The organism is Kiritimatiellia bacterium (genome assembly GCA_026417735.1).
Classification (GTDB): Bacteria; Verrucomicrobiota; Kiritimatiellia; order PWTM01; family PWTM01; genus CAACVY01.
This window is the reverse complement of record JAOACR010000013.1, coordinates 36373-50744: the sequence shown is the minus strand read 5'-3', so window position 1 is coordinate 50744 and position 14372 is coordinate 36373. Positions and strand designations below refer to the sequence as shown.

Here is a 14372-nt window from a genome sequence, read left to right as displayed (position 1 = left end):
ACCGCGTCGGAGAAACCGAGCCGCCGGAGGTCGTCGAGCGCGAGCGGGGTGGTTTCGAGCACGTCGTGCAGCGCGGCGACGGTGCGGGCGAGGGCCCCGCGGACGCGTGCCATCACGCGGAGCGAATGGGCGAGCTTTGCGCCTCCGTTGGGGGCGGCGGCCAGGTGCGCGAGCGCAGTCCGAAGAGCGGGCGGGAGCCGGGCGAGGGTGGGGATCACCGGCTGCGCGAGGTTGGGGGCGACGGGCACCGGAGATGTTCGCCGAGCTGCTTTCCGCACGGTGGTTGTGGAACACGGCGCCGGACGAGAGCGCGAGCCGGCGCCCGCGCGTCACTCTAGGGTTTCCGGACGGGTGTTGCAACGGCGGGTCGAGAGGGGGGCGGGTTGGCGAGGGATGCGGGAGGGAGGGGACGCGCGGCGATGAGGCGAGTGGTCGGCTTGGCGCAGTTGTTCGGACGCTCGCGAGGGGTCGGGTACAATGGGGGGATGATGCTGCCGACTGACGATGAGGCACCGTGGGTTTCGGCGGTGCGGGCGTTTTTCGAGCCGGGCGGAGCGCTGGCCCGGGCGGGCGAGAGCGGTGCGTTTCGGTTCGAGGAGCGCCCACAGCAGCGGCGGATGGCGGAGGCGGTGGCCGGCGTGCTTGCGGCCGGGGGACACCTGGTGGTGGAGGCGGGCACGGGCGTTGGAAAGAGCTTTGCGTACCTGGTGCCGTTGATCCTGGCGGCCCGGAGCCGGCGCGAGCGGTGCGTTGTGGCGACCTGGACGATCAGCCTGCAGGAGCAGCTCGTCCGTCGGGACCTGCCGTTTTTGTGGGAACACCTGGGGGTGAGCTTTTCGTGGGCGCTCGGGATCGGGCGGGGGAACTATTTGTGCCGGCGGCGTCTCCGGTATGCGAACGCGAACGCCGCTCGATTGTTGCCGGATGCGGAGCACGTTTGGTTGAAGTGGTTGGCGGGTTGGGCGCTGGAGGCGGACGAGGGGACGCTGCAGGAGATGCCGCGCCAGCCGCCGGCGTCGGTGTGGGAGGAGGTGTGTGCGGAGGCGGACGCCTGCCGCGGCGCGCGGTGTACGGAGGCGAAGAATTGTTTCTACCGGCGGGCGCGGCAGCGGCTGCAGCGGGCGGATTTGATTGTGGTCAACCATCACCTGCTGATGGCCGATCTGGCGAGCGCGGGTACGGGCGCGAGCGTGCTGCCGGCAGCGCAGATGGTCGTGGTGGACGAGGCGCATCAGCTGGAGGATGTGGCGACGGATCACTTCGGGCTTCGCATCTCCGAGCACGCCTTCGAGCGGCTGTATCGGCGGCTGTTCAGCGAAGAGAAAAACCGGCCGCGGGGATGGCTGGTGCAGCTGTCGGCCGCTGAGCTGGTGCCGTTGGTGCGGCAGGCGTCGGAGGCGACGCGAGCACTGTTCGGCGCGCTGGAACAGTGGGCCGTCCGCGCGGGGGGTGCGGGACCCTGGCGGGTGCGGGAGCCGCTGGCGCTCGAGACCCGTTTGCCCGCGCTGCTGCATCAGCTTGTGATGGGGTTGGACCGGTTGCGCCGCGGGCAGTCGGATCCGGAGATCCGCAGCGAGCTGCGCCATTTGGCGTCTCGGGCGGAGGCGCTCGAGGGGGGCGTTCGCGGGTTCCTGGCTCAGAGCGAGGCGGACCACGTGTATTGGCTGGAGCGGGAAGGGCGGCGCGAGCGGCTGGCTCTGCACTCGGCGCCGGTGGAGGTGGGGCCGCTGTTGCGCGCCGCGTTGTTCGACCGGGTGCGTTCGGTGGTGTTGACCAGCGCGACGCTGGCGGTGGACGGTTCGTTCGACCATGTTCGGCGGCGGCTGGGCGTGCCGGAGTGTGAGGAGCTGACGGTGGGCTCGCCGTTTGATTTTGCGCGGCAGATGCGGGTTCTGGTCCCCGCGCGGATGCCGGCGCCGACGGTGGCGGAGTACACCGTCGCGGCGGCGCGCGCGGTGGAGTGGCTGGCGGTGCGCAACGGCGGGGGCACGCTGGTGCTGTGTACGAGCGCGGGGTTCCTGCGCGATCTGGTTGCGGCGACCGCCCCGGCGCTGGAACGGGCGGGCTTGACGGTGCTGGCGCAGGGCGGCGGAATGTCGCGGCACCAGTTGTTGGAGCAGTTCCGCCGTGGTGGGCGGATGGTGTTGTTCGGGCTTGATTCGTTCTGGATGGGCGTGGACGTGCCGGGCGAGGCGTTGACACAGGTGATCATCGCGCGGCTGCCGTTCGCGGTGCCGGACGAACCAGTGGTGGAGGCGCGGCTGGAGCGGATCCGCGCCAGCGGCGGCGATCCGTTTCGGGAGTATTCGCTGCCGGCGGCGGTGACGAAGTTCCGGCAGGGAGTGGGCCGGCTGATTCGCAGCGCGACGGACCGGGGGGTGGTGGTGGTGCTGGACCGGCGGGTGGTGGAGCGTTGGTACGGCCGATGGTTTCTGGACTCGATCCCGGAGTGTCCGGTGGAGGAGTTCGAGGTTCCGGCGACGGACACCGCGGGGGAGTGAGAGCGAGGGCCGCCTCAGGGCGCGGGGGCGGGCAGCAGATTCGGCAGATGCTCGCGGAGTGCGGGCTCGAGGGTGGCGTCGGCGCGCACGGCGAGCGCGGCCGCGCGCTGAGCGATCGCCGCCAGATCCGGAACCGATGCCGCGTAGAGCGCGAGCCCCAGCGCGTGTTTCGCCCGCTCTGGCCGGCCCTCGGGCGGCGTCGCATACGACATGAGCTCCACGAACGCGCGGGGTGAGACCGCGCGCCACGGGCGTTCCACGGTGCCCGCGCCGCCGACCAGCACCACCACGCCCTGCGAGGTGGCGGCAACCACGTCCCCGCCGAACAGCTGACGGGCGATCGCGCCACGGAACGGTTCGGTTTTCAGACGTTCTGCGAGCAGGGGCAGCAGCGCGTCGGCCGCGACGGTTGCGTCCTCCCAGAAGGCGATCGCGCGGCGCCCCTCCTCGGTTTGCAGCGACTCTTTCAGTGTCTTCACGGCCGCGCTCGCGGCCTTGAAATTCCGCTGTGCGAGCAGCGGCATCAGTGTGGCCCGGAGGCCGGCGACCTTTTCCAGCTCGGCGCGGACCGCTTCCTTGCGGGCCTCTTCCTCGGCCCTGCGGCGTTCCTCCTCGGCTTTGCGGCGGGCGGCCTCCTCGCGTTTACGCTGTTCGTTGATCGCGCGTTCGGTGGCCGAGATCTCCTCGCGGATCGCGGTGCGGTACCACTGCCACCCGGGCTGGTTCAGCCGGTCGCGCAGTTCGCGCAGCACTGCCTCGCCCTCGCCGCGCCCGAGCCGGGGTTTGATCGCATCCCGAAACTCCCTCCATTCGCGGGCGCGCGCAACCAGCGCGGTGGCCACTGGCTGGAGGCCGCGCGGCCATGCGGGCGGATTCGTCGGAGCGGCGAGGTAGGCTTCCAGGTGCGTCAGGCCGTCGGCGATCTTGTTGTTTTGGATCGCGCTTCCGCTCTGAAAGAACCGGCGCAGCGGCTCATACCAGGGCGGGGGAGGACCGGGGGGCGGGATGTAGGGGTGGCCGACGAGCAGGCGTGCGAGTGCCTGCGGGAGCGCGGAGGGATGGGGACTGCCATCGGCTTGCGCGGGGAACCGCGCGTCCATCAACCGCTGGAGTCGTCGGGTGGTTTCCGCGACGTCGCCGTTCAGCCAGGGGGGGACGGCGGTGAACAGGGCGATCCAGCCGCGCCCGCCGTGCGCGGAGGGGAGCTGCCGGCCGATCTCCAGCAGTGCCCGTTCGGCAGCGGGATTATCACCGCGCGCGATCAACTCGAACACTTCGGCGAGCCGGCGCTCTTCTTCGGCGGAAAAGGGCTGGAGCGGCAGGATCGCGGGCGCAGCGGCAACCGGCGATGTCGAGGTCGCCGCGGCGGGGGGCGGGGAGGTGGGCCCGATCGCCGCCGACGGGGTCGTTGCGCGGGGGCGCGCCGGGGACGGACGCCGAGAGCGCAACGCGACCAGCACCGCGACGACCGAAGCCAGCAGCGCGAGAACGGCCAGCGCGACCCACCACGCCCGCCGACGCGGCGTCTGGGGCGGCGTCGTGCGGGTGGTGGGCGGCCCGGACTGCACCGCGGCGAGCGCGGCCTGAATATCGCTGATCAGTGAGGCATAGTTCGGGTAGCGCACCGCGGGATCGGGTTCTAGCATCCGCGCGATCAGGCTCTTCGTCGCCGGGTGCAGATCTTGGCGGAAGTTGTCGAGCGGCGGCGGTGGTGTCTTCAGACGGGCGAGCACCACGTCGGTCGCGGTTTCGCCCTCGAACGGGGGCGTCAGCGCGAGCGCGTGGAACAGCGTGGCGCCGAGGCTGTAAATGTCCGAGCGGAGATCCTCGCGGCGCTCGCGCACCTTTTCGGGCGCGATGTAGTACGGCGTGCCCCAGATCTCTCCCTGCGAGAGCGGTTTCTGCTGGAAGCGAGCGAGGCCGAAGTCGGTGATTTTCGCGGTGCCCTGGCGGTCGAACAGGATGTTCGCCGGCTTGATGTCGCCGTGGATCAGGCCGCGGTCGGCGGCCGCGGCGAGGCCTTCGGCGACCTGCAGCGCGACGCGCAGCACGAGCTTCTCCGAGAGCGGCCGGCCGGCGGCGATCATTTCGTCGAGCCGACCGCCATCGAGCAGTTCCATCACGATGAAGGGGTGGCCGCCGGCCTCGTCCACCATGTAGATCTGAACGATGTTCGGGTGGTTCAGCTGCGCGGCGGCACGGGCCTCGCGCAGGAAATTGGCGACATACTGCGGGTCGTCGGCGAGCGAGCCGCGCATCACCTTGATCGCGACATGGCGATTCAGGGTGCGGTCGAGCGCGCGGTACACGACGGCCATCCCGCCGCGACCCAGCACGTCGAAGAGCAGAAAGTGCTTCAGCTGGGCGGGAACCTTCTGGCCGGTCTGGCAGACGGGGCAAATGACCACCTGAAAGACCGGCAGGCCGGCGACATCAATGGTTTGGGCGCACTTGCGACAGGCGATGCGTGCGACCGGCTCCGCAATTTCAAGGATGATGTCGTCGTTCGTCACCGGAGCGGTTCACTCCTCGACGCTCTTTGGCGGCCCGGCGTCTGCACGACCGCCACTATAGCGGGCATGGTTCGCATGCACAACGTGGCAGCGAGCGGGCACGCCGGCCGGCCAACGCAGTGCAGCGGGCGAACGCCGAGCCATGGGGGAGCAGGCTAATCGTGCCGAGGGTCGAGGCCAAACGGATCTTCTGCGATCTGCAGAGGAGACGGACTGGGCAGCGGGGCGGCGGTCGGTCGCTGGATCGCGAGATACACCGCCGCGGCCACCACCAGCGTCAGCAGCGCCAGCAGCACGGAGAAAATCCATTGCTTTCGATGCCGTCGGCGGTGATGGACGGCGGGGGGCTCCGGCGGTGGGTATCGGGACCGACGCGAGAGCCGCCGGCGGCGTCGCGGCGGGAACCAGCGACGGACCGCGCCCCACGGCCGCGGATTTGCTGCCGGTTCCGTGCTCGGTGGTCTCACGGCCACATGCTAGAGCAGTCATAGTTTGTTCGCAACGAACGCGGAGATCGCGCGGCCGCATCGAGCAAGGATGCCGCCGCGGTCGGGGCGAGGGAACTCAACGTGCCGGCCGCAGCACGCCGAGGCCGAGCATCGGAATGAGCTCCTCGAACTCCGTCTCGCCGTAGTTGAAGACCACGAAGCCGGCGGCGCCGGCCCGCTCCGCGATGCGGATCTGTTCGGTGACGTCCATTGCGGTCAGCCGTGGCGACACCGCGCTGGCGCCAATGCCGGGGCAAAGGGGCACCGCCCCCGCCCATGCGCGCTGTCGGCGCACCAGCAGCTCAAACTGGACGGCGTCGTCCGTGTAGTTCATTGGGCAGACGAAATCCAGCCACCCTCGCTCACACCAGAGTTTCCAGTCCTGTGCGACGCCGTGCCGGTCGCGTTCCCAGTTGCGAAACACCGCGGCGGAGAGCTTCAAGCCGGGGCGCGCCGCGCGCGCCCGCCGGTGCACCTCCTCAACGACGAGAGAGATCTGACGGCGTCGCCACTCGTTCCACTCGCTGCGCCACTGGTCGCTCCACAGGTCGTCGGGCCAGTTCTGCACACGGCGGCCGGTCGACTCCTCGAAACGTGCGCGGCAGCCGTCGCACACGCAGTGGTCGGCATCGGGATAGCGGATGTAGTCGAAATGAAGTCCGTTCACGTTGTAGCGGCGGGCGATCTCGACCATCGCCTCGACTTCGAGGCGCCGGTTGTCGGGGTGGGAGGGGCAGAGCCACGGTCGCTGTGCGCCGCCGCGCCCCCGCTGCAGCCGGCCCTCCGCACGCAGCCGTTCGATGAACGGGCGGGGAGCGGGGCCGAGGTTCCAGTTGACCCGCCAGGCGTGGACTTCGAGGTGATATCGGCGGGCAGCGGCCAGGCACTCTGCGAGCGCGTCGCCGCGTTCACGGACCTCATCGGCGACGGGTAGCACTTCGCTGGGGTAGAAGGCGACGCCACCCCAGCACACGTTGGGCAGAACGGCGGTGATCCCGTTGGTGGCCAAATGGTGGATCGCCTCGTCCCATGTGCGGCCGCGCACGCCGTAGGCCTCATGGCACCAGACGGCACGGAACGGGAGGGGGGTGGGGGGCTCGGCCGCGGCGGTGGCGCGGGCAAAGTGGCGGTGTGCGTCATCGAGCTGTTCGAGCGCTTCGGCGTGGTGGCCGCGGGCGGCGAGACGTAGCGCTGCTTCGCGCTTCGCCTCCGCGATGCGGAGCTCTGCCTGCGCCGGATGGTTGCGCGGCAGCATGCGGCGGATCGAGGACGTGGTGCCGGAGGATACGACCCGGTCGGGTTCGGGCGGCCGGGACAGCGCCAGACGGACCGCGGCGGCGCCGACCTCGGGTGCCAGGCCCAGCACCATCGCGCGCCAGAGGCGGGCGCGCGCAGTGCGGTCGGCCGCAAACAGCACGTGACCGAGCACGATGCCATTGGAGGAGCCGACGATCGCCGCATACGAGGCCGGCCGGCCGTCGGCGGTCCACCATTCGGCGAGCACCTGCGAGCGGCCCTCGAGCGGTTCGAACGCGCGGATGTTGTGGGAGGACTGGCGCAGAGAAGGCGGCGCGCCGGGGAGCGCGCGGGACGTGACGCGGATTTCGGCGAACTGACGACGCGCGTCGTCGCGGAGATACCGCCCGCCGCCAACGCCGAGCGCCTGCTGCAGTGGCGGTGGCACATCATAGGCGATGATCAGCCTGGTGCCGCTCTCCAGCAGCGCGGCGAGGCGCGCAACGACACCGGTCGGTGCGTCGGGGTAGTACGGCACCGCGAGGACCGGCACGCGGCGGGATCCGGCTCGTTCAAGTCCCTCCTCGCCCTCCATCGCGAGGGCGGGAATGCCGGCAGTTCGAAGATCCTCCACCGTTTCCTGCGCGAGCTGCCGCGCGAACCGGGACTCGCCCTGCTCGTCGTCTGTGGCCGGCGGACGAAGCACCGCAACGAGGATGTCTCGGCCCAGCGTGCCGACCGCGCGTACCGGTCCCACCGCGATGTCGGTGGCGGTGGTTCCGCCGCGCCAGACGGAGAAGCGGAGCGCTTCGATTCCGGACCAGCCACCGGGCCGGCCCTCCGCTGCGGCGGTTTCCAGCGGCACGGTGACGATGCGCCATATGCCGGTGGCGGGGGGAAGACGGAGCGTGAGATGGTACCAACCGGGGCCACTCCGGAAGTACAACGAAACCCCCTCGATTGGGTTCGGGGAGGAGACGCGCACGGGCACACGCAGCGCAGTGCAGGCGGAGAGGTCGAGTCGCAGATCGGCGTCCCAGTACACGCGTTCGCCCCGGAGCGAATCGAAGGGACAGCGAAAAACGGCTGCCGGCTGCTCGGCGTCCGTGAGTTTCAAGGGGGGCGCGGCGCCGGCATGAGGCTGCCAGTCCAGTTCGACCGGGTTCAGTATGATGGGTGATTCGTCTCCTGCGGGCGGGCACGGCGGCTGGGTCAGCCGGCAGCCGGTGATCGCGCAGGTCGCCGCGATGAGGAATGCGCGTTGCAGGTGCGGGCACATCGCGGCGGCGACGCGGCGGGCGGCGGGACGGTGGTGGTGTTTCATAACGGGAAGTATAGGCGGCCGCGCGGGGGCCGCGAAGCGCCAGCGTACGACGGTTCGAGCGCGGCCGGCTCAGTCGCCGAGCAGCATCGCGATCTCGCGCGCGGTACGAACGGCGCGCCATCGCTCGAGGCCGATCGCATCCACTTGTGCGACCAGCGCGGCGAGACGGCGAAGGGTGACGGCATCCGTCCGCCAGCGGGGCAGAGCGGCGAGGAGCAGTACGTGGGCGGGTTTTCGGTCTTCGCCGCCGAAGTCGAGCCCCGCCGGATGAAGGCCGAGCGCCACCCACGGTTCGGCGACGCGGTCCGTCCGCGCGTGCGGCAGCGCGATGCCGCGCACGAGACCGGTCGGTGCGATCCGCTCGCGAGCGACGATCGCCGAGGCGATTTCCTCTGCCGGCAGGTCGCGCCGGCGCGCGGCGGCGCGGGAGACCAGCTGGTGGATCGCGGCTTCTGGCGTGCCGGCGTCGAGGTCGAGCACAAACGCCTGTGGTCGGAGGGCGGCCGGCGGTGGTCGCAGCCAGCGCCAGAGGCGTCGCACCCAGCGGACAGCGGCCGGGAGCTGGAGTACCTCGCGAGGCGGTGAGGGCGCGGCGACCGGCGGCGTGACCAACCACTCGTGCATTTGTGCGCCCGTCTCGCAGGAGAGCAACAGTACCCGGCCGAGCGCATCGAGGCGCTGACCGAACTCGGCCAGCAGTTGAACGTGGGGGGCGGGGATGCTGCGGGGCGCCAGTGTCAGCACGATGATGCGGGCGGGCTGGCGGTCGAGGGAGCCGAAATCGATGCCGGCGGGTGAGAGCCCGACCGCGCAGACGATGTCGGTCACTGCGTCGGTGCGGCCGTGCGGCAGCGCGACGCCGTGCTGGAGGCCCGTGGACATGACCGCCTCGCGCTCGAGCACTGCGCGGCGGGCGTCGCCGGCGTCGCGCACGAAGCCGGCGGCCGCGAGCGTTTCGACCAGTTCCGCAATCGCGTCGTTGCGGTTGGTCGCCCGCAGGCGTGGGACCATTGCGGAGGGGCGCAGCACCGCTGGCAGCAGCGACAGCGGACGACCGTCGGCCGGGGCGGTGGCCAGCGAGCGGGAGAGTGCGGCAGACTCCAGCGGCGTGCGCAGCTGTGCGAGCATGCGCTCGAAATCTGCGGCGACCTCGAGCAGGGCGGTGCGGATCAGCGCCGCTTCACGGGGGCGGTGCCGGAAGGCCAGCCGGGCACCGTCCTGCTCAAAGGTGATCACCGCGTCGTCCTTGCGGAGCTGATAGATGCCGCCGCCGGGGTCCAGCTCGTGCGCGAAGAACCCTTCCGCGGCGAGCAGCTCGAGCAGGCGCCCGGCGACCCACGCCGCCGTTTCCGGCGTGGGAAACTCGACGATCGTCGGTGGCGGGGCGGCGGCGGCCGGGGCGGCCCTCGTGCCGGCGGCGGCGGAGCGGAACAGCCGCATCAAGACCGCAGGCGCGACCAGCGTTGTCACCATCGTCATCAGCACGCCGACGCCGAAGACTTGGGGGCTCAGGTACCCGGCCGAGACGCCGATGCCGGCGATCAACAGTGCGACCTCCCCGCGCGGGACCATCCCGACGCCGATGCGCAGCGCTCCGCGGAAATTGAAGCCGCACCCCAAGGCCGGCAGTGCACAACCGATCACTTTCGCGAGGATCGCGCCGGCGGTGTAGACGGCTCCGAATCCAACCACCTGCCAGGACAGTAGGGCCCGGAGGTCCACCAGCATCCCCATCACCACAAAGAAGACGGGCACCAGCAGCGCGTGAACGGGGTGAAGCTGCTCCACCACGAGCCGGCTGATATCGGTCCGCGAGAGGGACAGACCCGTCACGTACGCGCCGATGATCATCGCGAGGTGGGCCTCTTCGAAGATGCCGGCCGCAATCAGCGCCAGGCCGAACGCCATCAGCGCGATCGCCATTCGATCCCGGAACAGCTTCAGAAGGCTGCCGATCCGACGTGAGGCGAGGAGGCCGATGGTTGTGGCGGCCAGCCAGATGCCGAATGTTTTCAGCGCCAGCTCACCGATCGCACCCCAACTGGCGCGCCCCCCCTTGACGCCGGCCCCGAGCACCCCGAGTGAGGTCGCCAGCAAAATCACCCCAAGCACATCGTCGATTACCGCGGCGGCCAGGATCGTCACACCTTCGGGAGAGTCGAGCCGACGAACCTCGGAGAGAATGCGGGCGGTGATGCCGACCGAGGTCGCGGTGGATAGGACGCCCATGAAAATAATGGGAGCAGACGTCACCCGATAGACTTCGCCAGTGAGGCGGGGCAGCCAGAGCATGCCGACCGCGGCGCCCAGAAGGAATGACGCGACGACGCCCCCGATGCCGACCAGCGCGCCCGGCAGCGAATAGCGCAGAAAGAGCGCCAGATCGGTTTCGAGGCCCACCATGAACAGCAGCAGGATCGAGGCGACAGTACAAAAGCCGTACAGCTCTGGCGTTACCGCAAACGTTCCCTCGCCGCTGCTCTGAAAAGGCGGGAAGAGGCCGTGGGGGAAACCGAGTGCCGCAAGGGGGATGCCACCCAGCGCGTAGGGACCGATGAGGATGCCAATGGCCACCTCGCCGAGGACACCTGGCAGCCGCCACCGCTCGAACACCATCCGGCCCAGCCGCGCTGCAAACAGCAACGTGCCCAGCTGAATGGCCAGCAGCATCATGCGGGCCGTGAGGTCCGGGGCGGAGGCGGATGCTGCGCCGGCCTCCGCGGCCGACGCGGTGACCGGCAGAAACAGCAGACCCGGGGCGAGCAACAGCCCCCAGCGCCCCAACGTAGCAGGGGTCGGCACCGAAAGGCCAACACGCGGGCGGCGCGTGGGCCCGGGCCTTCCGGCCGATGAACGATCCCTCCGTACCCTATGGCGATCGCAGACCGGGATCATTGAGCTGAGCATGTTACCGCAACGTTGTCGAGATGACGAGCCGGCGAAGTGCCCATCTCGAGGGGAATGGCAGGGCCTGGCTCCGTGTTCGAACTCCCACGGTCGGGAGAATCTCCAGCACCGAGCACTTCCGATGAGGCCTCCAACCGGTCCAGCGGGGCCGGGTAGGGTCAGCCGCCGCACGGTATGGGAAATCTCGCGTGGACGACGACGGTGTCCGGTTCCTCTCTGAATGCCGCTCCCGGCTCGCATAACGCATTGTCCAAACCTTGGAAAGCTCTACCGCCGGAACCGCCAAGGGTTGGACGGTGCCGGCACCATGCGGGTTGGCCTGCGGCGCTGAATCACTGCTGGTGGTCGTGGCGGTGGGCGGATACCGGGCCGGGAGTGCCATTTTTTGCACACTGATTCTGGTGAGCGGTGCAGCTGACCGCTCAATGCGGCGATCGACACCGGTGCAGTGGCAGGTAATAATTTCGCCAAGGATCCCCTCCGGCCGGAAGGGGATCCGCCAGGGGGGTTGAACGGCGGTGAAACGGATGAGAGGCCTTCGGCTCGTGTGTCGGCGTGAGCTGTTGCGAGCCGGCGCGGCGGCGGTCACGGCAGGACTGGTTCGGCGGGTACCCGCGGTAGACGCGGCGGAACGTCAGAAATTGCGGGCGGCATTCATCGGCGCCGGGGGTCGGGGGGCGGACAATCTGGCAGGTCTTTTGCCGCACGTTCGAGTGGTCGCGTTTGCGGATGCTGACGAGCGACGTGCGGCGTCGACCTATCAGCGGCATCCTGATGTGCCGCGTTATCGCGACTATCGGCGGATGTTGGAGCGCCACGCGGGCGAGTTGGATGTGGTGGTTGTTTCGACGCCGGATCACACTCACGCCTGTGCGGCGCTGGCGGCGATTCAGTTGGGCAAGCATGTCTACTGCGAGAAGCCGTTGGCCCATTCGGTTCACGAGGTGCGGGCACTGGTCCGCGCCTCACGGGCGGCGAAAGTGGTCACGCAGCTGGGTAACCAGGGCCACTCCGCGGGTACCATGCGGCTGTTTCGCGAGTGGATCGAGGCGGGAGCGATCGGGCGGGTGCACACGGTGCACGCCTGGTGCTCCAGGATCCACTGTGCGATTCCGAAGCTGCACGTTCTGGCGGAGCGGATGCCGGTGCCGGAGGGCTTGGACTGGGATTGCTGGCTCGGGCCGGCGGCGGAGCGGCCGTATCACTCCGCCTATCTGCCGGGCGCGTGGCGAAACTGGTTTGCGTTTGGCTGCGGCACGATCGGTGACTGGGTCTGTCACGTCGTGGACCCGGTCTTTTGGGCACTGGATCTGGGGGCGCCGTCCACCATCCGCGCGGTTGCGACCGACCGCTTTGACCCTGCGGTGCATGGCGAGACGTTCCCTTTCGGCTCGCACATTGAATTTCGTTTCCCAGCGATTGCGGGCCGGGGGGCGGTGGTGCTGCACTGGTACGACGGCACGATCCGTCCGCCCCGGCCGCCCGAGCTGGAGCCGGATCGGGAGCTTCCGGACATTGGCGCGCTCGTCGTGGGCGATCGGGGTTCCATCGTGTACGGGTCTCATGGTGCGGCCAGTGTGCGGTTGATTCCGGAGTCGGCAATGCGGGAATTTCAACTGCCGCCGCAGCGTTTGCCGAGGGTCCGGGGGGGCCACTACGAGGACTTCGTTGAGGCAATCCAGACCGGCCGGCAGGCCGGTTCCGACTTCGGCTACGGAGGTCCGCTGACGGAGATCGCGTTGCTCGGCATCATTGCCCAGCGCTTTCCCGGCCGCGAGCTGAGGTGGAATGGGACGGCGGGGCGCTTCGAGGAACCCGGCGAGGCAAACCGGCTGCTGAAGCCAGAAAATCCCCGCGCGGGCTGGCCGATCGGCTGAGCCGCCCGGCGGCGGCCCGACCGTCAGGCTGGCGCGTGTCCCTGCGGCGCATGGGGGGAGGCGGGGGACGCGGGGGTGGGGGGTGGTCTGGCGGAAGGAGCCGGTTTCGGCTATCATGGACGGGCGGCGGGCGAACCTCCGCGGAGGGTGGCGGGTCCGCCGAACTGTTTGATGAGAGCCATCATCATTGGTGCGGGTAGCGCCGGACGCGAGCTGGCCGCCCGGCTGTACGCTGAACGGTTTGATGTCGTCCTGATCGACTCCGATGAGGAGGCGTTGAACGCCGTTCAGGCGGAAATGGATGTGCAGACGGTTGTGGGCCACGGGGTCAGCCCCTCCGTGTTGCGGGAGGCCGGTCTGCCGGGGGCGGACCTGCTGGTGGCGGTGACGGACAACGACGAGGTGAACATCCTCGCGTGCGCGTGCGGGCGGGCGGCGGGTGTGCGGCACCGCGTGGCCCGAGTTTCTCGTCTCGATCTGCGGGAGGGAGCGGACCTGCTGCCGTTGGCGGAGCTTGGAGTGGATCTCGCGGTGAATTCAAAGGCGGAATGCGCGGTGGAGCTCGCGTATCTGCTGCAATTGCCTGGTGCGGAGGAGGTGGTGGATCTGCTCCAGGGGCGGGTGTTGGCGATGGGGTTCAAGGTCTCGGCCGACAGTCCGCTGCTTCGCCTGACGGTGAGGGAGTGCCTCCCGCCGGAGCTGGCTCGTGCAGTCCGCTTTATCGCTTGTCGGCGGGGCGAGCAGGTGGAGATCCCATACGGTGAGACGACGTTCATGGTGGGGGACGACCTGTACGCGGTGGGTCCCCGGTCGGCGCTGTTGGAGCTGCTGAGCGTGGTGTATCCGGACCGACCACAGCTGCGCCGCGTGGTGATTGCGGGGGGTGGGACGCTCGGACTGACTACGGCCCGGCAACTGGAGGCCACCGATCTGGAGGTTGCGCTGATCGAGAGCGATGAGGAGACCGCGAACGCGTGTTCGGCGGCGGTGAACCGCGCGCTGGTGCTGCACGGCGACGCGATGACGACCGAGATGATGGAGAGCGCCGGCGTCGATGAGCGGACCGCCTTTGTCGCGACCACCGGCAGCGACGAGAACAACATCATCATGTGTCTTCTCGCGCAAAAGGCGGGGGCGAGTTTCACGGTGGGGAGCGTGTCGAAGCCCGGTTACGTGCCGATCATCAACTCGTTGAGTCTGCTTGACCGTGCGGTGAGTCCGCACCTTTCGATGATGAACGCGATTTTGCACTTCATGCGCGGCCGCAGCGTGCGGGCGGCGACGCTGTTCCAGACGCTGCCGGGGGAGCTGCTGGAGCTGGAGCTGGGGACGGAGCACCCGTGGGTGGGGCGGAGCGTGCGCTCGCTCTCGCTGCCGAAGGGAATGATTCTGGCGACGATGCAGCGCGAACACGAGGTGGTGGTACCGACGGGGGAGACGCGGTTGGCGGCGGGGGACCGCGTGGCGGTGTTTGCGTTGCCGGGTGCGGCGCGCAAGCTGGGGGCGGTGTTCAACCGCTAGGTGGA

At 69.6% G+C, this 14372-nt stretch carries 8 protein-coding genes; 3 read left to right on the top strand and 5 right to left on the bottom strand.

Features of this window, described 5'->3' with window-relative positions; translation table 11 throughout:
• The coding region (locus N2652_07260; protein MCX7818986.1) for a hypothetical protein at nucleotides 1-248 on the bottom strand (248 nt) is incomplete at its 3' end.
• Between the two features lie 237 nt (nucleotides 249-485).
• Between N2652_07260 and N2652_07255 the strand changes: the two genes are divergently transcribed.
• Nucleotides 486-2501, top strand: coding sequence for a hypothetical protein (locus N2652_07255; GenBank protein ID MCX7818985.1), 2016 nt, complete (start codon nucleotides 486-488; stop codon nucleotides 2499-2501).
• Nucleotides 2502-2515: 14 nt separating this feature from the next.
• On the opposite strand, the gene N2652_07250 is transcribed toward N2652_07255, so the two are convergent.
• The 4 genes from N2652_07250 to N2652_07235 form a co-directional block, all read right to left on the bottom strand.
• Nucleotides 2516-5014, bottom strand: coding sequence for a protein kinase (locus N2652_07250; GenBank protein ID MCX7818984.1), 2499 nt, complete (start codon nucleotides 5012-5014; stop codon nucleotides 2516-2518).
• 155 nt (nucleotides 5015-5169) lie between these two features.
• Nucleotides 5170-5310, bottom strand: coding sequence for a hypothetical protein (locus N2652_07245; protein MCX7818983.1), 141 nt, complete (start codon nucleotides 5308-5310; stop codon nucleotides 5170-5172).
• Between the two features lie 268 nt (nucleotides 5311-5578).
• Nucleotides 5579-8062, bottom strand: a complete 2484-nt coding sequence (locus tag N2652_07240) for a family 10 glycosylhydrolase (protein ID MCX7818982.1) — start codon at nucleotides 8060-8062, stop codon at nucleotides 5579-5581.
• 69 nt (nucleotides 8063-8131) lie between these two features.
• Nucleotides 8132-10864, bottom strand: a complete 2733-nt coding sequence (locus N2652_07235; GenBank protein ID MCX7818981.1) for a cation:proton antiporter — start codon at nucleotides 10862-10864, stop codon at nucleotides 8132-8134.
• Nucleotides 10865-11496: 632 nt separating this feature from the next.
• On the opposite strand from N2652_07235, the gene N2652_07230 reads away from it, so the two are divergent.
• Nucleotides 11497-12846 carry a Gfo/Idh/MocA family oxidoreductase gene (locus N2652_07230; protein MCX7818980.1) on the top strand — a complete coding sequence of 450 codons (1350 nt, stop codon included), beginning with the start codon at nucleotides 11497-11499 and terminating at the stop codon, nucleotides 12844-12846.
• Between the two features lie 171 nt (nucleotides 12847-13017).
• Nucleotides 13018-14367: a Trk system potassium transporter TrkA gene (gene trkA / locus N2652_07225; GenBank protein MCX7818979.1), complete on the top strand. Its 1350-nt coding sequence runs from the start codon at nucleotides 13018-13020 to the stop codon at nucleotides 14365-14367.
• Nucleotides 14368-14372 lie beyond the last annotated feature (5 nt).